Origin of the sequence: Saccharopolyspora sp. NFXS83 (genome assembly GCF_026241095.1) — a bacterium.
In the GTDB taxonomy this organism is placed as follows: domain Bacteria; phylum Actinomycetota; class Actinomycetes; order Mycobacteriales; family Pseudonocardiaceae; genus Saccharopolyspora_C.
On the sequence record NZ_JAPFGB010000004.1, the window covers coordinates 129677 to 151354 of the forward strand.

Here is a 21678-nt window from a genome sequence, read left to right on the forward strand (position 1 = left end):
AAATCCGCATTCAGAACATCGAGGAGACGTGTCGTGAATCGCGAACAGGTCCTGCGCAGCCCCACCACCCCGCTCACCGCGCCCGCGTTCGCCGCGGCGGTGCCCCGGTTCACCGACCGCGAGTACCTCAACATCGTGTACCGGACCGATCAGGAGGCGTTGCGGGCGGTCGTCCCGGAGCCGCTGGAGGTCGACGAACCGCTGGTGCGGTTCGAGATCATGAAGATGGGCGAGGTGACCTCGTTCGGTCCGTACGTGGAGGCGGGCCAGGCGATCCCGGTGCGCCTCGGCGCGGAACGCGGCGAGTACCTGCACGCCATGTACCTGGACAACTTCCCCGCCACCGCGGCCGGACGGGAGGCGAGCGCCTACCCGAAGGTGCTGGGCTCCCCCGCGCTGTTCGCCGACCACGGTGCGCTGGTGGGAACCCTCGACTACGGCTCGCAGCGGGTGGCGACCGCGACGATGGGCTACAAGCACCACCCGCTGGACCCGGCCGACGCGCGCGCCGAGATCACCGTTCCCTCGTTCATGCTCAAGATCGTTCCGGGCTACCGCGGGAAGCCCCGGGTGTGCGAGCTGGTGCGGTCGCAGATCACCGACATCGCGGTGAAGGAAGCCCACACCGGCCCGGCGCGGCTCCAGCTGTTCGAGCACGTGCTGGCGCCGCTGGCCGACCTCCCGGTGCGCGAGGTCGTCTCCGCCAGCCACGTCATCACCGATCTCACGCTGGGCGCGGCGACCCCGGTCCACGACTACCTCGCCGAGTGAAGGAGACATCCCGATGACACGACAAGATCCGCAGTGGACGACGGTGGCGGTGGTCGGCGCGGGCACCATCGGCCTGTCCTGGGCCGCGCTGTTGGCGGCCCGCGGCTTGCGGGTGCGGCTGACCGACCCGCGCGAGGACCTGGCGCAGGTGCTCACCGAAGCGATCCCCGCGCTGTCGGCCGGAATTCCCGGCACCACCCCCGCCGATCTGCTGAGCCGGATCGAGGTCGTCCCGTCCCTGCCCGAGGCGGTGCGCGACGTCGACCTCGTGCAGGAGAACGGCCCGGAACGGCTGAGCTTCAAGCAGGATCTGTTCGCCGAGATCGCCGCGCACGCCCCGCGGGAGGCGGTGCTGGCCTCGTCGAGCTCCGGCATCGTGGCCTCCGACATCGCCGAGGACCTTCCCGACGAGGCCGCGGCCCGGTTGCTGATCGCGCACCCGTTCAACCCGCCGCACGTGGTGCCGCTGGTCGAGGTCGTCCCCGGCGCGCGCACCGCCGAGCCGGTCGTGACCGGCGCGTTCGACTTCTACCGGGAGATCGGCAAGACGCCCGTGCGGCTGCGCAAGGAAGTGGACGGCTTCGTCGCGAACCGCCTGCAGAGCGCGATCATGCGGGAGGCCATCAGCCTCGTGCTCGACGGCGTGGTCAGCGTGCCCGAACTGGACACCGTGATGAAGGCGTCCCTCGGTGGCCGCTACGCCACGATCGGCCCGTTCGAGAGCTTCCACCTCGGCGGCGGCCCCGGCGGCATCCGGCACATGATGCGCCACCTCGGCGTCGGCATGGCCGAACGCTGGAAGGAGCTCGGCGACCCCGCGCTCACCCCCGCCGCGATCGACGAGCTCACGACGCAGACCGAGTCCGCCTACGGCTTCGGTGCGGACGCCTACGTCGACCGCACGCGGTCCCGCGACCGCAGGCACAACGCCATCAGCGCCGCCCTGGACTCCGAAGCGCGCGACGACGGTGCGGGCCAGGGCCGCCACCACCGGAACTGACCGGCCGGGCATTCCCGGCCACCACGGAGAAAGCGAGGCCACCATGGCCAAGAAGGTCAACACCGACCCGGACTTCTTCGGCTACGCCGAACTGCTCAGCGACTCCGAGCGCGCGGAGCTCGCCGACATCCGCGACTACCTGCAGCGCGAGATCGCCCCGCTGGCGAACCCGGCGTGGGACAAGGCGGAGTTCCCGTTCGAGGCGATCGAGAAGTTCGCGAAGCTGCGGCTGGCCGGCTACCAGTACCCCGAGTACGGCGACGGCGAGCAGCGCAGCGAGCTGTTCGCCGGGTTCCTCAGCATCGAGCTCAACCGCATCGACCCGTCGCTGGCCGTGTTCTCCGGTGTCCACACCGGACTCGCGATGGGCAGCATCCTCGGCGGCGGCGACCAGGAGCAGCGGGACCGCTGGCTGCCGGACATGGTCGACATGAACAAGATCGGCGCGTTCGCGCTCACCGAACCCGAGGGCGGTTCCGACGTGGCCGGCGGCATGCGCACCACCGCGCGCCGCGAAGGCGACGAGTGGGTGCTCAACGGCGCCAAGCGCTGGATCGGCAACGGCACCTTCGCCGACCTGATCGTCGTGTGGGCCCGCGACGAGGCCGACGACCAGGTGAAGGGCTTCGTCGTCGGCAAGGACACTCCCGGCGTCACCGCCACCAAGATCGAAGGCAAGATCGCGCTGCGCAGCGTGCAGAACGCCGACATCGTCTTCGACCAGGCGCGGATCCCGGAATCCGACCGGCTGCAGAACATCAACAGCTTCCGCGACACCGCGAAGGTCCTCGCCCGCACCCGCGGCGGCGTGGCCTGGCAGGCGCTGGGCGTGGCGATGCGCGCCTACGAACTCGCCCGCGAGTACGCGGTGAGCCGCGAGCAGTTCGGCAAGCCCATCGGCGGGTTCCAGATGATCCAGGACCTGCTGGTGAAGATGCTCGGCAACATCACCGCCATGTTCGGGATGGTGGTGCGGCTCAACCAGCTCACCGCCGAAGGCAAGGCCGGCGCCGACCAGGCCGCGCTCGCCAAGGCCTTCACCACCACCCGCATGCGCGAGGTCGTCGCGTGGGCGCGGGAGCTGTTCGGCGGCAACGGGATCGTGCTCGACTACGACGTGGCGAAGTTCTTCGCCGACGCCGAGGCCGTCTACTCGTTCGAGGGCAGCCGCGAGATGAACACCCTCATCGTCGGCAAGTCCATCACGGGACTGAGCGCCTTCGCGTGAGGACGGCCTTCAGGTGAGGACGACGCTGAAAGCGGGCGCGGGAACGGATTCCGACGCCCGCTTTCAGCCGACGATCAGCCCTTCGCCGAAATGCGACCCGAGAACGAGCTGCAACTCAGCGCCGTGCTGCCCTCATAATTGCAGGCCCTGTAGTCGACCCACCCGGATTCTGGAATCGACAGGTTCCAATCCAGGCACTTGCCGTTGCCGACGTTCGCGTGCTTCGTCTTCAACCCGGACTTGTCACTGCGGTAGTAGCGCGCGACCGGGTGATGCCCGTCCGCCGCCCGATCGCAGATGTAGAGGTGCTCGCCGGTCGGGTTGAAACAGACCAGCGCACCACCGGATGCCACCGGGTAGTAGCAGGTGGCCTGCGCGGAGGCGCCGCCTTCGGACTGCACCTCCACCGTGGCCGTCGGCGCGTTCAGCGGCATTCCATCCGAATTCGTGCCCGCTTGAGCAACGCCCCCGGTCCCCATTGCCAACGCGAGCGCGCCGAGCCACACCATCATTCGCCGTTTCATCCGAAACCCCCAAGTTTCGAACCGAGAACCGGCCTTGTCGCCGGTCCGGAAATCGTCCCTCGATCAGGACGAGGCAGACATTACCCAGCGATCCCGGGGGAAATTCCGGACAATTCCGAAGATCCCCGGATCGCCGCAGCAGGATCCCACCTGCGGCGCAATTCCGGGAACACCGCCGCACCTCTGCTCACCCAGTGCCACCAGCGCCGAGCACCGGCGCCGCCGTCAGGGTGATCTCCCCTCGCCGTCCCGATCACCTGCTAACGCCGTCGGCCGCCCGAACGACACCACTCCCGCCCACCGGCGGCTCCTCCGCCTTTCGGTGTGATTCTTCCGCTGCGCACGCAGAATCTCGTCAGGACGTGTACTTGTGCACCGGCCTCGATTCGAGCCCGACCTGGTGGATGATGTGGATCGTCCTGCCGACCGGATCCCCCGTGTCGGCGTCGAAGTGGAACCGGTCCCCCGCTCCGTCGATGTCGTTGCGCTCGCTGGTCAAGCTCACCAACGCCGTCCTGACCTCGGCCGGGCCGATCTCGGTCTCGTTCAGCAGGGCCTTCTGCGCCGCGTCCACGACAGCGGTCATCGCGTCGAACTCCATGATCGCCCAGCCGTTGGCGAGATCGCTCGAGCCGATCTTCTCCCGCTGCCGGAACGCGTCGAAGTTGACGTTGTAGTCCTCGGCGTACTCGTTGAACCTCGCGTCGCTCAAGGCCTTCGGGTCGGCCAACGCCGCGTACACCACCTGCACGTGCCCCGGCAGCTCCGTCTCGTTCAACTTCGCCGCGTCGGAACCCGTCACCACGGTGACCGTCTTACCGCAGTGCTCGACGCGGAGCTTCTCGACGAACGCGTCCAGCAGCGAGGCGCGTCCCGCGTAGAGCACCGTGTCCGGAGTGCCCGGACTGCACAGCTCGGCCACGATCTCGTTGAACTGGTTGGTCGTGCCGTTGATGCCCGGCGTGCCGTCGAAGGACCGCTGCACCCCTGCCGCGAGCTCAGCGGAGAACACCTCGGCGAAGTCGTCCCGCAACCCGGTGGTGTAGAAGTCGTTGAAGTTCTGATCCCGCACCAGCATGTACTCGCGCGGCCGCTGGACCAGGAACTCGTGCAGCGCCAAGGCTTCGGTGCGGTTGCTGGGGCTCACCCGGTACAACCCTCTGATCGGCCCGTCCTCTGGGCGCACCGCCCCGGTCATGTTGAGGCCGTCCGCGGTGAGCACCGCGCCGACCATCGGGATCTGGTGGTCCGCCAGCCGGTGCGCGGCGCTGATCGTCTCCCCGACGCTGACGCCCATGCCCGTCACGGCGACCAGCGGCCGCTCGTCGTCGATCAGTCCGATCAACTCGTCCACCACCTCCTCCCAGTCCTGCTCGTCGCTGCCCTCGTCGGCCACTACGAGCCGGAACAACGGGTAGGCGCCCTCGACGGAGTTGGCCTGCCGCTGCGCCAGATACGCGCCGATGATCTTCGAACGGGCCTGGTCGAGGGACACGCTGCCCCGATCACCACCGGGCTCGGGAACCGGGGTGAGCACCGCGACCGTGACGACCTTCCTGCCGAGGCCCGCGATCCGGTCGTTCTCGTCCTCGATCTTCTCCTCGATGTCGCGCAGCCCGTGGTGCAGGCTCGCCGAGCCGTCGCTGACACCGACGCACTCGTCGTCGACCCCGCGCCACATGCCCGCGGAGCAGCCGCTCAGCCACCACCCCGCCCCGACCCACGCCCCGGTCAGCAGCAGCACGACGGCGACCAGCGCACCGACGTTGCGCAGCACCCGCACCCGCCTGTCCCGCGCGGCCCTCTTGGCGTACTGCGGCGGGTGGAAATCGAACCTCGTCGGTGTGTTCACTGCCCCTCCTCCGAGCACCTACCGGTACTTGTCCGCTTCCGCGCGCAGCACGGCGAGCCCGTCACCGGCGTACGGTGCGATGTCGTCGAGATCAGCGGCGATCTCACCGTCCAGGTCGCGGTACCGGGCGCCGTGGAACGGATCGGCGACCGTCCACAGCGCGACGATTAGCCGAGCCAGCGGCGCAATCGGCAGGTCGCGCGGCGGCGCCCAGCGCGTCAGCTCGCGCACCCGCTCGACCGGGGAGAGCGCGTGGCCACCGGCGTCCGGTGCCGCGCAGACCTCCCGCAGCAGCACCAGCCAGGCGCGGGCGGGAACCTGGTCGAGCAAGTCTGCGAGCTTCCTGGTGACGAACTCGACCTCGCCGAGCGCCAGCGCGTGGTGCAGCTCCCCCGCCCGGTCCTGGTCCTGCTCACACCGGCGCCGCAACCACCCGTGCACCGAGGCCCAATCGGCGCGGTCGTGCTCGGTCCGGGCGGCGAGCCGCCGCAGCAGCAGCCTGCGCAGCACCGGGATCATGGTGCGCGCGCCCGCGTCGTCGACGCGGCTCCACACCGTCCCGTCGAAGACCGCGGAATTGCGATCGCCCGTGCCCAGCAGCAGCGGGCGGTAGCGGGCCAGCCGCAGCGCCTGGTCGATGTTGCGAGCCGCCGAGCAGGTCACCAGGTCCTCCACCACGTCCGGCGCGACGTCGACGAGGAACGTGGTCACCATGTTGTCCGCCACCCGGACCTCGCCGTCGCCCGGCACGGCCGCGTCGAGCACGGCGTCAAGGCTCACCGGGTCCAGCCGGTGCTCGGCTATCGCGTCCAGCAACATCCGGGTCGCGCCCGGGTGACCGTGGGCGAACCCGTGCACCATCGCGCTGATGCGGCGGTTGTCGCTCAGCCGCGGCCCGAGCGCCGAAACGAGGGTGCCGACCGCTTCCGGGCTCAGATCGTCGAGCCGCACCAGGTAAGGACCGGCGCGGTGGCGCCCGGAACCGCGCTGGGCGTAGTCCTCGTACCCCGCGCTCTCGATCGCCACGGGGTCCTCGCCGGCGGCCGACAGCCGCCGCACCAGTGCGCTCCTGCTGCTGGTCGCGACCACGGTCAGCGGATCTGGATCATCGACGGCCAGCGGGCCCCGCTGCCGGTGCGCGATCCCCAGCCCGGAGACCAGTTCGAGTCCGGCGTCGACGTCGTCGAACAGCACCGCGCAGTTGAGGGTCCGCCGATCTGCCTGCCTGCCGCGCCGGAAGCCGTCGCGCAGGTCCGCTAGGAACGCCGCCCACAGCACCTCGCCCACCTCCTGGCTCCCCCCGGCCGACCGCGCCTTGTGGTTCAGCTCCACCAGCACGTCGATCGGGTCGCGGGCGAGCCCCTTGTCCTGGTGTCCGAACCACTTCCTGCCGTCGCCGCGATCCCGCCGGCCGCCCAGCAGCGCGTTGATCCCGCCGACGACCAGGCCGGGCAGGTGCTGGCCCAACGTGACGACTCCCGGCACGTTTCCCAAGGCAGGCACCGCGGAGAGCACTTCGGCCGCGAGCGTGGCGAGGAACTGCGGCGGGTCGCTGATCTTCGGGTAGGCCACCAGCTCGTCCTCGACCTGCCTGCGAGCGAGCTTCCAGCGGGTGACGTCCAGGTCCGCGCCGAGCGCCAGCTGCCCGGTGATGAGCCGCGGGAACTCCAGCGTCCCGTAGCCCCTGCACGGCCTGCTGAGCTGGAAGGCCAGCGCTGCCAACGCCTTCTGCGGCGAACTCGGGCCGAGCCGCGCGCAGTCCAGTCGGGCGAACGGCACGTTCTGCTCCAGACCGGCGGCGAGCTCGTCGAGCAGCGCGGTCTTCCCGCTGCCGGGGGGACCGGTGAACGTGAGCATCGGAACCGGCCTGCTCACCGGAACTCCGTCGTGCTCCGGGCGCCGCATGAATTCCCGGACCAGCAGCAGCTCCCGGCTCCGGCCGAAGAGAACCGGCTCCGGATCCGACGATGCCTGAGCATTCCGCACCACTGCCATCCCCCGATCAGCGATGGAAACTCCGGTCGGCTCGGTTCCCCCAACCGTTCCGATGGAGCGAGAAAGGGAAGAGCATGAACGACCGGTCTCCGCGGTCGACATCGCTTCCCGGGAAATGAGGTATCGCCGAAACGACGACCTCGATCAGACCGGACGACCGAATCCTACGGGAGAACGCGCTGCACCAACCCGCAGCAGCGCACGATCCGGATTCCGCGCACGCGTCTGCGCCACCGATCCGCGAACAAGATCGAAACAATGTCCGGCTCGAAATCCCCGTTCCTGCAACGGCGGTTTCCGATACGTTCTTTCCAGCCGTTCGGCGCCCGCGATTCGCGCGATCCGGAACGGCGCGAGAGGACCGTTCAGCTCCGCACGTCGTAGCGCAGGTGCACGGTGCCGTCCTCGAATCGGCGCTGCGCCCGCAGGTCCAGTCCCACCCCGACCCCGTCCGGGAACGCCCGCAGACCGCCGCCGACCAGCACGGGCTTCACGAACAACTGGCACTCGTCGACCAGCCCGGCCCGGAACGCCGCAGCCGCGAGACCCGGTCCGCCGACCGTGAGGTCGGCGGCGGAGGACTCCTTCAACCGCCGGACCTCGGCCGGGTCGAAATCGCGCTCCAGCCGAGTCCGGCCGGTGGACACCGATTCCAGCGTTCCGGAGTACACCACCTTGTCCGCCGCCAGCCAGATCCCCGCGAAGTCACGCATCACCCGCGGCTGGTCCGCCAACGGCAACGCGTCCCACACGATCATCTCCGCGTAGGTCCGGCGCCCCAGCAGGTAAGTCCCGATCTCCCGCTCCAGATCGTTCAGGAACGCGTGCACCGGCTCGCTCGGCGCGGCCCAGTCGTAGCCGCCGTGCTCGTCAGCGACGCAGCCGTCCAGCGACGTGATGGCCGAGTAGATCAACCTGCCCATGCGGGGCCTCCCCGTTCCTCCCGCCCGCACCCGAATCGGGAGGGGCGTCCGATATCGTCCGGCACATGGCCGTCTTCTCGAGGTGACGAGGTTCGTGCTCCGACGAGCACCCGCCCCGTGAACGCAGATTCCGCAGCCCGCCCAACGAGGCGGGCCGCGTCACTTTGGAGAGAAATCTTGCCATTTCCCCTGGAACAGCGGGTCAACGCGCTGCGCGCCCGCGCCGAAGCCGACCCGCGCATCGAAGCGGTGCTGCTGTACGGCTCGTACACCATCGCCGAAGCCGACGAGTTCTCGGACATCGAGGCGTACCTGTTCATCGACGACGAATCGCTGCCCGACTTCGACGTGGCCGCGTTCCTCGGCACCGTCGCCGAGATCCGCCTGGCCTCCGTGAACCAGCACGGAGTCAACGCGGTCATCTTCGACGACCTGATGCGCGGTGAATTCCACGCCGAGGCCGCGAGCTCCGTGGACCAGGTCCGCTCCTGGCGCGGCATGATCCACCTGCCGGATCCGGACCGCGCCGTGCTGCTCGACCGCACCGGCGGGCTCACCGACGCCGCCGCGGTGCTCACCGAGCCGCACCGCCCCGAGCCGGCCGCCACCGCACGGCAACTCGTCGACGACCTGACCAACTGGACCCTGATGGCCGCGAACCTGCTCGCCCGCGGCGAAACGGCGCGCGGCCACGCCCTGCTCACCGGCGTCGTCGCACCGTTCCAGCTGCGCCTGTGCCGCCTGCTGCGCGGCACCGTCGACAACTGGCTCACCCCGAGCCGCCGCCTGGAACACGACCTCACCACCGAGGACTACGCCCGTCACGCCGCCACCACCTCGCGGCTCGTGCCGGACGAAGTCACCCTCGCCGCACGCGAAAGCTGGCAGTGGACCCGATCGCTGTCCGACGAGGCGGCGCGGCGCTGGGAAATGCCCCTCGACCAGGAGCTGTTCGAACTGATCGCGGCACGACTGGCCTGATCGGGCGTCCGCGCCCCGTGCCCAAGCCGGGTGCGGGGCGCGGACGACCTACTTGATCCCCGCGGCGTCCATGCCGCGCAGTTCCTTCTTCAGGTCGTGGATCTCGTCGCGCAGCCGTGCCGCGAGCTCGAACTGCAGCTCGCGGGCCGCGTTCATCATCTGGTCGTTGAGCTGCTGCACCAAGTCCGCCAGCTCGGCACGCGGCATCGAGCTCGTGTCCCGGCCCTCCAGCACGCCGGAGGAGGCGACCGCCTCGCCGCTGGGCTTCTTGCCCCGCGAGGAGTTGCGCCCGGAGCCGCCCACCGACACCGCTTCCGCGGTGTCCTCGGACTCGGTGTACACCCGGTCCAGGATGTCGGCGATCTTCTTGCGCAGCGGCTGCGGATCGATGCCGCGTTCGGTGTTGTAGGCGATCTGCTTGGCCCGGCGGCGATTCGTCTCGTCGATCGCGTGCTGCATCGAATCGGTGATCCGATCCGCGTACATGTGCACCTGCCCGGAGACGTTGCGCGCCGCGCGGCCGATCGTCTGCACCAGGCTCGTGCCCGAGCGCAGGAAACCTTCCTTGTCCGCGTCCAAGATCGACACCAGCGAGACCTCCGGCAGGTCCAAGCCCTCCCGCAGCAGGTTGATGCCGACCAGCACGTCGAACTCGCCGAGCCGCAGCTGCCGCAGCAACTCCACCCGGCGCAGCGTGTCCACCTCGGAGTGCAGGTACCGCACCCGCACCCCGAGCTCCAGGAAGTAGTCGGTGAGGTCCTCGGCCATCTTCTTCGTCAGCGTCGTCACCAGCACCCGCTCGTCGCGCTCCGCGCGTTCGCGGATCTCGCCGACCAGGTCGTCGATCTGGCCCTCGGTCGGCTTCACCACGACCTCCGGATCGACCAGGCCCGTCGGGCGGATGACCTGCTCGACGAACTCACCGCCGGCCTGGCCCATCTCGTACGGGCCGGGCGTCGCCGACAGGTACACCGTCTGCCCGATCCGGTCCGCGAACTCCTCCCAGGTCAGCGGGCGGTTGTCCATCGCGCTCGGCAACCGGAACCCGTGCTCGACCAAGGTGCGCTTGCGGGACGTGTCGCCCTCGTACATGCCGCCGACCTGCGGGACGGTCTGGTGCGACTCGTCGATGACCAGCAGGAAGTCGTCCGGGAAGTAGTCCAGCAGCGTCGCGGGCGCCGTCCCCGCCTCGCGGCCGTCGATGTGCCGCGAATAGTTCTCGATGCCCGAGCAGAAGCCGACTTGGCGCATCATCTCCACGTCGTACTGGGTCCGCATCCGAAGCCGCTGCGCTTCCAGCAGCTTGTTCTGCTTCTCCATCTTCGCCAGCTGCTCTTCGAGCTCCGCCTCGATGCCGCGGATGGCCTTCTCCATCCGCTCCGGGCCCGCGACATAGTGCGTGGCGGGGAAGATCCGCACGCTGTCCACCTCGCGGACGATCTCCCCGGTCAGCGGGTGCAGGTAGTAGAGCCGCTCGATCTCGTCGCCGAACAGCTCGATGCGCACCGCCAGCTCCTCGTAAGCCGGGATCACCTCGACGGTGTCCCCGCGCACCCGGAACGTGCCGCGGGCGAAGGCGATGTCGTTGCGCGTGTACTGGATGTCCACCAGCGCGCGCAGCAGCATGTCCCGGTCGACCTCGCCGCCGACGTCGAGCTGCACCGAGCGGTCCAGGTACGACTGCGGCGTGCCCAAGCCGTAGATGCACGACACCGAGGACACGACCACGCAGTCCCGCCTGCTCAGCAGGTTCGAGGTCGCCGAGTGCCGCAGCCGCTCCACGTCCTCGTTGATCGAGGAGTCCTTCTCGATGTAGGTGTCGGTCTGCGGGACGTAGGCCTCGGGTTGGTAGTAGTCGTAGTAGCTGACGAAGTACTCGACCGCGTTGTCCGGGAAGAACTCGCGCATCTCGTTGGCCATCTGCGCGGCGAGCGTCTTGTTCGGCTCCAGCACCAGCGTGGGGCGCTGCAGGCGCTCGATGAGCCACGCGGTCGTCGCCGACTTGCCGGTGCCCGTCGCACCCAGCAGCACCACGTTGGCCTCGTTGGCCTTTATCCGCCGCTCCAGGTCGTCGATCGCCGCCGGCTGGTCGCCGGACGGGTCGTAGTCGCTGACCATGCGGAAGCGGCCACCGGTGCGCGGGATGTCGCTGACCGGCCGGAAGGTGGTGTCGGCCGGGGTCGGGTACTCAGTCGCGAAAGCCACGTCCCCGAGGGTACGAGCCTCCACCGACAGCGTGCCCCGGACCGGCACCCGACGGACTCGGCGCGCCCGGCCGGACACCCAGCGTGTCCGCGACGGGAGCATTGCGGACCGATCGGGCCCTCATCGGCCCTGCCGTTCACGGCCCCCTCCGCCCTACAGTGGCGTCGTGACCACGCAACGCGAGATCGCAGAGCGCCTCGGACTGCCCGTGCACCCGCCCAAGGTCGAGATCTTCGACCTGGACGCGAAGACCAACACCGATCCGAAGGGCATCGTGCGGCAGGTCGGTGAATACCGGCTGGAACCGTTCGGGCTCTACCTGCGCCGCGCGATGCCTGGGCATCCGAAACTGCGCGCGCTGGAATCGTGGCTGCTGCCCGAGCACGATCTGCGCATCACGCGCTGGAAGCTGCACCCCGGCCATTCCGACGACTGGGATTTTTACGTCGACATCGCGCGGATCGAACCCGGACCCGCCCGGTGGCGGACGGTGGACCACTACCTGGACGTCCTGGTCACCGACGGCGTGCGCACCGAGCTGCTCGACGTCGACGAGTTCACGCAGGCCGTGCACGCTGAACTGCTCGACGAGGCGACCGCGGAACGCGCGATGCGGTCGGCGTGCACCGCGCTGGACGGGCTCGCCAGGCACGGCTACCGGCTCGACGGCTGGTTGCGCGAACTGGGAATCGAACTGTCCTGGCCCGGACAATCCGCTCACGATCCCGCAGTGCGATCTTCCCTTGTACCGCCGAAGCGGTGATGCCCCGGGCACGACTCGAATCGATATCCGGACAGCACGGGAAAGTTACGTTAAAAAACGGTACTGACGATCACTTGACCCCGAAACAGCGCTACGGTCTGGAGTCGTGGGCACCGTTATCACACCTCAGCTGGTGGACACCGTCGACTTGTTCGCTGCGCAGCGTTCGCATTCTTCTGGTGCGGTAGTGCCCTTGGACCGATGCCAGGTGGAACGCTGGGGCTTGTCCATCGAATGCTCCACGCCGGAGGACCCCACCCACGAAGGCGAGGTCACCTGGCTGATGCCGGACCTCGGGCTGCGGCTCACCCGGCGCCGGTCCCGCCGCAGGCACTCCCGGCGGGAGCCCAGCAGCCTGACCGTGGTGCACATCGAACGCGACACCCGATCGTGGACCACCACGGACCTGCTGCTCGGGTTGCAGGTGCCCGACCACGGCTCCGCTCGGATCGTGCAGGCCGAGGAGTTCGCCACCGCCATCTCCGGCGGCATCATCCGGCTCAGCGAGGCCGACTACGCGCTGCGCACCGTGCACCGCACCTTCGAGGAGCTGTCCCGGCACCGCGACATCAACCAGTGGCTCGCCTACCGCGGCATCTTCGAACTCTGGTGATCCGCGGCGTCCCCGCGGACCGGACGCTCCGCCCCGGACCACGGGAATCCTCACCACCACCTGATCGCGCGATCAGCTCTCCTCGGGCGTCCACCCCGTGCGGTCGGCCCACTCCTGCGCCCTCGGCAGCGCGGCGAGGAACCACGGCTCCTTCGCCTCCGCGTACCGCTCGTGATCGGGATCCGTTCCATAGCGCTGCGCCAGCTCCCGCTTCACCGCCACGTACCCGGCACGGGCGTCCGCATCGGCGCGCAACCAATCGCGGAACAGCAGCGCCACCCGCCACCCCGGCGAGCCCAGCACCCGCACGTGCAAGTTCACGTAACGACCGGGATCGGCCGAGGTGTGGAAGCGCTTCAGCCAGCCCGCCGGGTCGGGATCGATGGTGCCGTGCACGTTGTCGTGCTGAATCCCGTGGTACGCCGGAAATCCGGCCTCGCCCAAGGAGGCGGCCACCGCGTCCGCGTGCTCCATCGACCACACGGCCAGCTGGAGGTCGATGACGTTCTTCGCGGGCAGCCCCGGCACCGAGGTCGAGCCGATGTGGTCGACCCGAAGCCCCTCCTCACCCGCCGCCGACAGCACCCTGGCGCTCAGCCGCCGCGCCGCCCGCGGCCACTCCGGATCCGGCTCCACGATCCGCGGCGCGCACTTCGGGGCCCGTCGTGCCGCCCGCACGTTCGCCTCGAACGGGACCAACCGCTCCGACCACAGCCGATCCACCTCGGCGGTCAGGGCCTCGACCGCGCCGGTGTTGTCCAGCCACACGTCCGCCGCCTCGCGGCGCTGCTCGTCGGTGGCCTGCGACCGGATCCGCGCCCGCGCGTCCTCGGCGTCCAGGCCGCGACCGGTGAGCCGCCGGACCCGCTCCTGCTCCGGAGCGTCCACGATGAGCACCAGGTGGTAGTTCGGCGCGTAGTCGTTCTCCACCAGCAGCGGGACGTCGTGCACCACGATCGCGTCCGCCGGGGCCTGAGCCATGCGCTGCGCGGTCAACGCACCGATCTTCGGGTGCGTGATCGCGTTCAGGTCTGCTCGCGCCTGATCGTCGCCGAACACGGTGCGCGCCATCGCCGGGCGGTCCAGCGCGCCCTCGGCGGTGAGGATCTCGGGACCGAACCGCTCGGCGAGCTCGGCCAGACCGGCGCTGCCCGGCTGCACGACCTCGCGGGCCAGGACGTCCGCGTCGATGAGCACCGCGCCCAGCTCCGCCAGGCGCGCGGCCACCGTCGACTTGCCCGATCCGATCCCGCCACTGAGCCCCACGCGCAACATGCGGCCATCTTGCCAGGCCTGGAACGCACGACGGCCCCGCACCTGCGAACAGGTGCGGGGCCGTGCGCGGCTATCCGTGCCGGATCAGACCGGGACGGTCAACCCTGCGTTCACGCTCCGCCGGAGAGCTTCTCCCGCAGCGCGGCCAGCTGTGCATCGCTGGCCAGCGAGCCCGCGTCCTCCTGCTGCTCGGACGAACCGGAGGAGGAGTAGTTCCCGCCTCCACCGCCCTGGGACTCGGAGGTGGCGCCAGCGGCACCCGCGGCAGCGGCTTCGGCGTCGGCCTCGGCGGCCTTCGCGACCTGCTTCATGTGCTGCTCGTAGCGGGACAGCGCGTCGGCGTACTGGCGCTCCCACTCCTCGCGCTGGGTCTCGTAGCCGTCCTGCCACTCCTGGGTCTCCGGGTCGAAGCCCTCGGGGTAGATGTAGTCGCCGTTGTTGTCGTACTCGGCGGCCATACCGTACTGAGTGGGGTCGAACTCGGAGTCCGGCGTGAAGCCCTCGTTGGCCTGCTTCAGCGACAGCGAGATCCGGCGACGCTCGAGGTCGATGTCGATGACCTTGATCATCACGTCGTCGCCGACCTGAACGACCTGCTCCGGGATCTCCACGTGGCGCTCGGCCAGCTCGGAGATGTGCACCAGGCCCTCGATGCCCTCGTCGACGCGGACGAACGCGCCGAACGGCACCAGCTTGGTGACCTTGCCCGGCACGATCTGGCCGATCGCGTGGGTGCGGGCGAACTGACGCCACGGGTCTTCCTGCGTCGCCTTCAGCGACAGCGAGACGCGCTCGCGGTCCATCTCGACGTTGAGGACCTCGACCGTGACCTCCTGGCCGACCTCGACGACCTCGCTCGGGTGGTCGATGTGCTTCCAGGACAGCTCGGAGACGTGCACCAGGCCGTCGACACCACCGAGGTCCACGAACGCACCGAAGTTGACGATCGAGGACACGACACCCTTGCGGACCTGGCCGTTCTGCAGCTGGTTGAGGAACTCGCTGCGGACCTCGGACTGGGTCTGCTCCAGCCAGGCGCGACGGGACAGGACCACGTTGTTGCGGTTCTTGTCCAGCTCGATGATCTTGGCTTCGAGCTCGCGGCCGACGTACGGCTGGAGGTCGCGGACACGGCGCATCTCGACCAGCGACGCGGGCAGGAAGCCGCGCAGGCCGATGTCGAGGATGAGGCCGCCCTTGACGACCTCGATGACGGTGCCCTTGACGGGCTCGTCCTTGTCCTTGAGCTCCTCGATGGTGCCCCAGGCGCGCTCGTACTGGGCGCGCTTCTTGGACAGGATCAGCCGGCCTTCCTTGTCCTCCTTCTGGAGGACGAGGGCCTCGACGAAGTCGCCAACGGTGACGACCTCAGCCGGGTCGACATCGTGCTTGATGGACAGCTCCCGGGACGGGATGACGCCCTCGGTCTTGTAACCGATGTCAAGCAGCACCTCGTCACGATCGACCTTGACGATGGTGCCCTCAACGATGTCGCCGTCGTTGAAGTACTTGATGGTTAGGTCGACGGCGGCGAGGAAGTCCTCCTCCGTCCCGACGTCGTTGACCGCGACCTGCGGCTTGGTGGCGGTGGTCGGAACGGTGGTGGTGTCGGTGGACATCAGGTGGGTTGCTCCGGTACGGATAGTTTGTCGGTTGCCTACGGTTCTCCCCCGCTTCGGCCCGCGCCGAGACGGCTGGACGGAAGTCCCAGCACGCATCCGCGCACGACCCGCTGAGGGTTGCACCCTGGATCTTAGCCTCCGGGACCGACACCTCTGCGAGCGGAACCCGGTGTAACAGGTCCGGACCAGCGGCGCACGACTCCCGGTTCCCGGCCCGACGGTCTCCCGTCGGCGATCCCCGGCCGGTACGGCCGCCCCGCGTCTGCCGACTCGGCGAAGCCGCACCACGGTCGAACGCTGGACCCCCCATCGCTAATCCCGATCGGGGCACGGCAACCGGTCGGGCAGCTCGGCTCCGGCGGCGGCGGTCGGCGAAGCCGACCGGCGGAACCGGTCCCGGGCGTCTTTCCCCAGCCAGAATGCACGGACACGTTAAGACCCACGGCGCGGGCGGTATCGTACGCGTTCGCGCGATCGCGGAGCAAACCACTTACCGGCGCAACACCGAACCACAGGACTTCTCATGTCGCACGACCACTCGGCGCCCACCGAAATTTCACCCGACTCGGCGACAGGAGAACAGCTGGACGGCGGTTCCGCGCACGCCTCAGCGGAGCGCGCGCTCGGCACGATGGGTGTGAGCAAACGCACTGCGGGAGCCGTGGAGTCCCGGGAGGCGAGCCGGTTGTGGTGGGACGCCGACGCCGACGACTACCAGGCCGAGCACGGCGAGTTCCTCGGTGTCAGCGACTTCGTCTGGTGCCCGGAGCGGGTGCGCGAGGCCGACGTCCGGCTGCTCGGCGACGTGGCGGGCAAGCGGGTGCTGGAAGTCGGGTCCGGTTCGGCCTCGTGCTCGCGGTGGCTGGCGGCGCAGGGCGCGGAGCCGGTGGCCCTGGACATCTCCGAGGGGATGCTGCGCCACGCCGCCGAAGGCGCGGCGGCCAGCGGTATCGAGGTGCCGCTGGTGCAGGCCAGCGCGGACACCTTGCCATTCGCGGCGAACAGCTTCGACCTGGCCTGCTCGGCGTTCGGCGGGGTGCCGTTCGTGTCCGACTCCGGCGCCGTCTTCCAGGAGGTCGCGCGCGTGCTGCGGCCGGGCGGGCGCTGGGTGTTCGCGGTGACTCACCCGATGCGGTGGATCTTCCCCGACGACCCCGGGCCGGGCGGCCTCACCGTCGCGCAGTCGTACTTCGACCGGTCGCCGTACGTGGAGATCAACGCGTTCGGCGAGGCGACCTACGTGGAGCACCACCGGACGCTGGGCGACTACGTCCGCCAGCTCACGGCGGCGGGCATGCGGCTGGTGGACCTGATCGAGCCGGAGTGGCCCGAAGGCGCCGACCACACCTGGGGACAGTGGAGCCGCCTGCGCGGCAGGCTGTTCCCCGGCACGTCGATCTTCTGCTGCACGCTGGACTGATCCGCCCCGGAGCGGACCCGCCCCCCGGGGCGCTGACGTGCTCCGGCCCCCTGTCCGGCCGAACCTGACGCGGTGATCACCCCGGAGCTGCCAGAATCCGGGACGCCGGGCGGCGCGGAGAGGGGTTCAGCGGCCATGGGTGACGCGCAGGAACTGGTGGACCGGCAGTGCGCGCGGTTCGCCGAGCTGGACCGGGACCTGCCGGATCGATACCTGTTGCCGAAGGGCGATCCGCTGATGGCGCGACTCCCCGGCGGCGGGACCGTCGCCGGGCTGGTCGTGCACAACCGCGTTCCGCGCGGCTCCAGCCAGAGCCTGTGGCAGGCCACCGACACGTTCGAGCTGTTCCCGCTGCTCGGCGACCGGCCGCAGGAGGGCATGGACGGCCTGCTGAGCGAGTGGCGGCGCCGACTCTCCGCGCAGGAGGCCCCCGCAGCGGATTCGTCGTGCGTGGTGACCTGGCCGAGCCGGGACGCGCGAGCGACGCGCGCGCTGCTGGACCACGGTTTCGTCCCGCTCTCCTGCCTGGCGATCCGCCCGCCGGGACCGTCTCCCGACGAAGATACGAAACTGTCTGGTACCGTAAAGGTGCGTCGCGCCGGACCGGCCGATCTGGACTCCGTGGTCGAGCTCGCACTCGCCGAGCACGCCTACGCCGCCCTGGTCGGCGCATCGGTGCACCGCCCTGAGGCAGCCGAGCTCAAACGCATCGCCGCACGGCTCCGGCTCGCCGCGGGCAGCGGCCCCGGAGGTGATCCGGTGTGGCTGGCCGAACAGGACGGGACACCGATCGCGCTCGCCGAATGCGGCTGGATCGACCCGGACCGCCAAGCAGGCGGCCACCGGCTCCGATCCGGGCGGTGGGCCTACGTGAACTGCGTGTCGGTGCACGAGCAGGCCCGCGGCGGCGGCGTCGGACAGCAGCTGATGGCCACCGCGCACGACGAGTTCGCCCGCGCCGGCGTCGTCGGCAGCTTCCTGTACTACAACCCGCCCAACCCGCTGTCGTCGGTGTTCTGGCCCCGCCAGGGCTACCGGCCGCTGTGGACGATGTGGGAGGTGCGCCCGGCAACGGCGCTGCGCTGATCTCCCACGTGAAGGAGTCGAGACGACGCGTGGAGATCGTCGCTGACGCAGTCGAGGTCAACGGAGCGCACAGCACCCTGCTCGCCCCCACCTCGCTGCACGTGAGCAGCGGAGACCTGCTGGTGGTGACCGGGGAACCGAACTCCGGGCACACCGCGCTGGCCCTCGCCCTGTCCGGCCGGCTCAAGCCCGGCGGCGGCCGGGTCCTGATCGACGGCGCCGACGACCCGAAGGCGCTGCGGCGCCGGGTCGCGATCGTCGACGGCCCCGACATCACCGAACCCGAACCGAGCGTGCCGGTGCGCACGATGGTCGCCGAGGCCCTGAGCATCGCCGGACGCCGCTCCGGACGCTCCGCCGTCCGCGCCTGGCTCACCGACCACGACCTCGCCGAGCACGCCGCGACCCGCGTGGAGAACCTCCCCGCGGCCGAGCGGACCCGGCTGCTGGTCGACCTGGCGTGCGCGGCGAAGACGACCGAAGCGCTGGTGCTCGACACCCCCGACCGGCACGGCGGCGACCCGCACGTCTGGCACCGGCTGGCCCGCCGGGAATGCCGCAGGGAGCGCGCGGTGATCGTGCTGTGCACCCCGCACTCCGCCGACCGGCTCGCCGTCCCCCATGCCCGAGTGGGCGCGGACAACCGCGCCGAAGAAGGTGCCCGATGACCACGTTCCGCCTGGCCCTGACCGAACTGCGCAGGCTGACCTCCGGCAAGCTCCCCCGGCTCGCCCTGGTGGCGATCACTCTCGTGCCGCTGCTCTACGGCGCGATGTACCTCTACGCCAACTGGGACCCGTACAACCGGCTCGGCTCGGTGCCCGCCGCCGTCGTGGTCGACGACGAAGGAGCGGCCCGCGACGACGGCAGCAGGCTCGACGCCGGGGACAAGGTCTACGACGAGCTGGAGAACTCCGGTTCGTTCGACTGGGAGCGCACCAGCGCCCAAGACGCCGAGCAGGGCGTCGCGCAGGGGAAGTACACGTTCGCGCTGGTCGTGCCGAAGGACTTCTCGGCCGCGCTGATGTCGCCTGGCGACTTCGAACCCAGGCAGGCGCAGCTGCGGCTGGTCACCAACGACACGAACAACTACTTGATCTCCACCATCGCCGACAAGGTCGCGGGCGAGGTCCGCAAGGCCGTCGCCGCCGACGCCGGAACCGAAGCCGCCGACCAGCTGCTGATGGGCTTCGGCACGGTGCACGAGAAGACGATCCAGGCCGCTGACGGGGCGGGCAAGCTCGCCGACGGGGCGGGCAAGCTGCGGGACGGCATCGGCACCGCCGAGGACGGCACCGGGCAGCTCTCCTCCGGCGCCCACCAGCTGCTCGACGGGCAACAGGCGCTGCTGGACGGCTCCGGCAGGCTCGTGGACGGCACAGGACGGCTCAGCTCCGGCGCCGACCAGCTCAGCGGCGGTCTGCAGCAGCTGCAGGAGCGCACCGCGCCGTTGCCGGAGCAGTCGGAGAAGCTCGCGGACGGCGCCGAGCAGGTCGCGCAGGGCAACGAGAAGCTCGCCGACACCGCGGGCAGGCTCGGCGACGTCTCGCAGGGCTTCGTCGACGACCTGGAGCAGACCAAGACCCGCATCGCCGAGCAGCTGCGCGCCACCGGCGCCGACGAGGCGACCGTGCAGAAGGTGCTCGACGGGCTGGACGAGCTCAACCAGCCCATCAACGACGCCAACGACAAGGTGCAGGGCCAGATCGGCCAGCTCGACACCCTCGCCGACGGAGCCCGCCAGGTCGCGGACGGCAACCGCAAGCTCGCCGACTCCACACCCGCGCTGACCAGTGCCATCGGCCAGCTCAACGACGGTGCCGGAACGCTCGCCAACGGCGCGGGCGAACTGGACTCGGGCGCCCGGCAGCTGCACCAGGGCGAACAGCAGGCCGTCACCGGCACCACCAAGCTCGTCGACGGCGCCGACCGGTTGGCCGACGGCTCGCACCAGCTCGCGGACGGTTCGGGGCAGCTCGCCGACGGCTCGCACACCTTGGCCGACGAACTCGGAAAGGGCGCCCAGGACATCCCGAACCTCGACGACGCCACGCGGGAGGACACCGCCCGCACCATCGGCGATCCAGTGGCCGTGAACAACGACGCGCAGGTCAAGGCCGCCACCTACGGCGCGGGCCTGGCCCCGTTCTTCATGGGCCTGGCGCTGTGGATCGGCGGGTTCGTGCTGTTCCTGATCATGCGTCCGCTGTCGCAGCGAGCGCTGGCCTCGGGCGTGGCGGCCTGGAAGGTGGCGCTCGGCGGATGGCTCCCGGCCGCACTGGTGGGCATCGCGCAAGCGGTGCTGCTGTACCTCGTGGTCGTGTTCGGCGTGGGCGTGCACCCGGCGCACCCGTGGCTGACGCTCGGGTTCCTGGTGCTCACCTCGTTCGCGTTCACGTCCGTGGTGCACTCGCTGAACGCGGCGTTCGGGCCGAAGGGCAAGTTCATCGCACTGATCGTGCTGGTGCTGCAGCTGGTCACCGCGGGCGGCACGTTCCCGTGGCAGACCATCCCGGCACCGCTGCACCCGCTGCACCAGGTGCTGCCGCTGAGCTACGTCGTGACCGCGCTGCGGCACCTGCTCTACGGCGGGCCCGGCCTGGAAGCCGCGGGCACCTCCGCCCTGGTGCTGCTCGCCTACCTGGCGGCCGGTTTGATGCTGAGCACCATCGCCGCGTGGCGGCAGCGCGTGTGGACGCCGGGCAGGCTCAAGCCGGAACTGGCCTTGTGACCGGAGGGGCGTTCCCCAGCCGGTCACCCAGCGGAACCTCAGCGGCTCCGCCGCTGGCAGGACGACGACCGGAATCGTCGGCCAAGGGTTCCTGAGAGAACGAATCGGGGCCGTCGAGCGTGTGCTCGACGGCCCCGTTCTTCGTCCCCGGTGCGGGAGTGCTCCCGCTCGGGATCACTCCGCGCTGGTCGCGGCCTCGGCCTCTTCGTCGTATCGAGCGACCTCGATCAGGTTGCCGTCGGGGTCGCGCAGGTACAGCGAGGTGATCGGGCCGAAGGTGCCGGTGCGGCCCACCGGGCCTTCCTCGATGCGGACGTCGTTGGCCCGCAGGTGCTCCTGCACCTCGCTGATGGGCTGTTCGGTCACGAAGCACAGGTTGGCCGAGCCCGGCACCGGGTGCGTCGCGGTGGGCTCCACGAGCTCGCTGGCGGCGTGCAGTTTGATGGTCTGCTGCCCGAAGCTCACGGCCCGCCGGTCACCGGGGAAGGTCACCGTGCGCATCCCGAGGATGCGCTCGTAGAACTCAGCCGCCCGATCGACATCGGCCACGGTGAGCACCAAGTGGTCCACTCTGTCGATGTTGATCATTTTCCTCCTCCGGGATCTCCGTCCCGGGTCCGCCGTGCGCGCCGCGCGCCGGCTCGTCGGCATCCGCTGTTCCGCGAAGTAGGCAGGCTATCCCGGCTATC

Annotated in this window: 18 protein-coding genes; 10 read left to right on the plus strand and 8 right to left on the minus strand. The window is 70.0% G+C overall.

The window, feature by feature from the left end:
• Positions 1 to 33: 33 nt before the first annotated feature.
• Genes OOZ19_RS05925 through OOZ19_RS05935 form a run of 3 tightly spaced genes read left to right on the plus strand, consistent with a single transcriptional unit; the run spans position 34 to position 2999 of the window.
• On the plus strand, positions 34 to 771 hold the full coding sequence (locus OOZ19_RS05925) for an acetoacetate decarboxylase (protein WP_266088975.1): 738 nt from the start codon (positions 34 to 36) through the stop codon (positions 769 to 771).
• 13 nt (positions 772 to 784) lie between these two features.
• Positions 785 to 1771 carry a 3-hydroxyacyl-CoA dehydrogenase NAD-binding domain-containing protein gene (locus OOZ19_RS05930; protein ID WP_266088976.1) on the plus strand — a complete coding sequence of 329 codons (987 nt, stop codon included), beginning with the start codon at positions 785 to 787 and terminating at the stop codon, positions 1769 to 1771.
• 43 nt (positions 1772 to 1814) lie between these two features.
• Positions 1815 to 2999 carry an acyl-CoA dehydrogenase family protein gene (locus OOZ19_RS05935; RefSeq protein WP_266088977.1) on the plus strand — a complete coding sequence of 395 codons (1185 nt, stop codon included), beginning with the start codon at positions 1815 to 1817 and terminating at the stop codon, positions 2997 to 2999.
• Between the two features lie 74 nt (positions 3000 to 3073).
• On the opposite strand, the gene OOZ19_RS05940 is transcribed toward OOZ19_RS05935, so the two are convergent.
• The 4 genes from OOZ19_RS05940 to OOZ19_RS05955 all read right to left on the minus strand — a co-directional run bounded on the left by OOZ19_RS05940 (position 3074) and on the right by OOZ19_RS05955 (position 8293).
• Positions 3074 to 3511, minus strand: coding sequence for a hypothetical protein (locus OOZ19_RS05940; protein WP_266088978.1), 438 nt, complete (start codon positions 3509 to 3511; stop codon positions 3074 to 3076).
• Positions 3512 to 3878: 367 nt separating this feature from the next.
• Positions 3879 to 5375: an ABC transporter substrate-binding protein gene (locus tag OOZ19_RS05945; protein ID WP_266088979.1), complete on the minus strand. Its 1497-nt coding sequence runs from the start codon at positions 5373 to 5375 to the stop codon at positions 3879 to 3881.
• Between the two features lie 18 nt (positions 5376 to 5393).
• Positions 5394 to 7370, minus strand: coding sequence for an ATP-binding protein (locus tag OOZ19_RS05950; RefSeq protein WP_266088980.1), 1977 nt, complete (start codon positions 7368 to 7370; stop codon positions 5394 to 5396).
• A 365-nt stretch (positions 7371 to 7735) separates the two neighbouring features.
• Entirely contained in the window at positions 7736 to 8293 is a 558-nt protein-coding gene (locus OOZ19_RS05955; RefSeq protein WP_266088981.1) for a dihydrofolate reductase family protein, read from the minus strand.
• Positions 8294 to 8470: 177 nt separating this feature from the next.
• Here OOZ19_RS05955 and OOZ19_RS05960 point away from each other — a divergent pair, with 177 nt between their 5' ends.
• Complete coding sequence (locus OOZ19_RS05960) at positions 8471 to 9274, plus strand: nucleotidyltransferase domain-containing protein (protein ID WP_266088982.1); 804 nt, start codon at positions 8471 to 8473, stop codon at positions 9272 to 9274.
• A 48-nt stretch (positions 9275 to 9322) separates the two neighbouring features.
• Here the strand turns inward: OOZ19_RS05960 and uvrB are convergent, their stop codons facing one another.
• Positions 9323 to 11479 carry an excinuclease ABC subunit UvrB gene (gene uvrB, locus OOZ19_RS05965; RefSeq protein WP_266088983.1) on the minus strand — a complete coding sequence of 719 codons (2157 nt, stop codon included), beginning with the start codon at positions 11477 to 11479 and terminating at the stop codon, positions 9323 to 9325.
• Between the two features lie 166 nt (positions 11480 to 11645).
• Between uvrB and OOZ19_RS05970 the strand changes: the two genes are divergently transcribed.
• Both OOZ19_RS05970 and OOZ19_RS05975 read left to right on the plus strand, forming a co-directional pair.
• A complete protein-coding gene (locus OOZ19_RS05970; protein WP_266088984.1) occupies positions 11646 to 12242 on the plus strand; it encodes a ribonuclease FAU-1 family protein in 597 nt (198 codons plus the stop codon).
• Positions 12243 to 12429: 187 nt separating this feature from the next.
• Positions 12430 to 12855 (plus strand): DUF402 domain-containing protein, encoded by a 426-nt coding sequence (locus OOZ19_RS05975; protein ID WP_266088985.1) that lies wholly within the window; start codon positions 12430 to 12432, stop codon positions 12853 to 12855.
• A 72-nt stretch (positions 12856 to 12927) separates the two neighbouring features.
• Here the strand turns inward: OOZ19_RS05975 and coaE are convergent, their stop codons facing one another.
• Positions 12928 to 14130 (minus strand): dephospho-CoA kinase, encoded by a 1203-nt coding sequence (gene coaE / locus OOZ19_RS05980; RefSeq protein WP_266088986.1) that lies wholly within the window; start codon positions 14128 to 14130, stop codon positions 12928 to 12930.
• A gap of 110 nt (positions 14131 to 14240) precedes the next feature.
• Positions 14241 to 15749, minus strand: a complete 1509-nt coding sequence (gene rpsA / locus OOZ19_RS05985) for a 30S ribosomal protein S1 (RefSeq protein WP_266088987.1) — start codon at positions 15747 to 15749, stop codon at positions 14241 to 14243.
• A gap of 634 nt (positions 15750 to 16383) precedes the next feature.
• Between rpsA and OOZ19_RS05990 the strand changes: the two genes are divergently transcribed.
• From OOZ19_RS05990 to OOZ19_RS06005, 4 genes are all read left to right on the plus strand, one after another.
• Complete coding sequence (locus tag OOZ19_RS05990) at positions 16384 to 17172, plus strand: class I SAM-dependent methyltransferase (RefSeq protein WP_266089147.1); 789 nt, start codon at positions 16384 to 16386, stop codon at positions 17170 to 17172.
• 135 nt (positions 17173 to 17307) lie between these two features.
• Positions 17308 to 18258, plus strand: coding sequence for a GNAT family N-acetyltransferase (locus OOZ19_RS05995; RefSeq protein ID WP_266088988.1), 951 nt, complete (start codon positions 17308 to 17310; stop codon positions 18256 to 18258).
• A gap of 29 nt (positions 18259 to 18287) precedes the next feature.
• Positions 18288 to 18926: an ATP-binding cassette domain-containing protein gene (locus OOZ19_RS06000; RefSeq protein WP_266088989.1), complete on the plus strand. Its 639-nt coding sequence runs from the start codon at positions 18288 to 18290 to the stop codon at positions 18924 to 18926.
• Positions 18923 to 20989: a YhgE/Pip domain-containing protein gene (locus tag OOZ19_RS06005; RefSeq protein ID WP_266088990.1), complete on the plus strand. Its 2067-nt coding sequence runs from the start codon at positions 18923 to 18925 to the stop codon at positions 20987 to 20989. Before OOZ19_RS06000 ends, OOZ19_RS06005 begins: the two co-directional genes overlap by 4 nt.
• A gap of 174 nt (positions 20990 to 21163) precedes the next feature.
• Here OOZ19_RS06005 and OOZ19_RS06010 read toward each other — a convergent pair whose 3' ends face one another.
• On the minus strand, positions 21164 to 21577 hold the full coding sequence (locus OOZ19_RS06010) for a VOC family protein (RefSeq protein ID WP_266088991.1): 414 nt from the start codon (positions 21575 to 21577) through the stop codon (positions 21164 to 21166).
• Positions 21578 to 21678 lie beyond the last annotated feature (101 nt).

What these genes read in the sequence shown, in the direction of transcription:
- OOZ19_RS05935 (WP_266088977.1), top strand. Translation starts at nt 1,815, where the DNA reads ATGGCCAAGAAGGTCAACACCGACCCGGACTTCTTCGGCTACGCCGAA.
- OOZ19_RS05995 (WP_266088988.1), top strand. Translation starts at nt 17,308, where the DNA reads ATGGGTGACGCGCAGGAACTGGTGGACCGGCAGTGCGCGCGGTTCGCC.
- OOZ19_RS06010 (WP_266088991.1), bottom strand. Translation starts at nt 21,577, where the DNA reads ATGATCAACATCGACAGAGTGGACCACTTGGTGCTCACCGTGGCCGAT.
- OOZ19_RS05955 (WP_266088981.1), bottom strand. Translation starts at nt 8,293, where the DNA reads ATGGGCAGGTTGATCTACTCGGCCATCACGTCGCTGGACGGCTGCGTC.
- OOZ19_RS05990 (WP_266089147.1), top strand. Translation starts at nt 16,384, where the DNA reads ATGGGTGTGAGCAAACGCACTGCGGGAGCCGTGGAGTCCCGGGAGGCG.
- OOZ19_RS06005 (WP_266088990.1), top strand. Translation starts at nt 18,923, where the DNA reads ATGACCACGTTCCGCCTGGCCCTGACCGAACTGCGCAGGCTGACCTCC.
- OOZ19_RS05940 (WP_266088978.1), bottom strand. Translation starts at nt 3,511, where the DNA reads ATGATGGTGTGGCTCGGCGCGCTCGCGTTGGCAATGGGGACCGGGGGC.
- OOZ19_RS05950 (WP_266088980.1), bottom strand. Translation starts at nt 7,370, where the DNA reads ATGGCAGTGGTGCGGAATGCTCAGGCATCGTCGGATCCGGAGCCGGTT.
- coaE (WP_266088986.1), bottom strand. Translation starts at nt 14,130, where the DNA reads ATGTTGCGCGTGGGGCTCAGTGGCGGGATCGGATCGGGCAAGTCGACG.
- OOZ19_RS05930 (WP_266088976.1), top strand. Translation starts at nt 785, where the DNA reads ATGACACGACAAGATCCGCAGTGGACGACGGTGGCGGTGGTCGGCGCG.
- rpsA (WP_266088987.1), bottom strand. Translation starts at nt 15,749, where the DNA reads ATGTCCACCGACACCACCACCGTTCCGACCACCGCCACCAAGCCGCAG.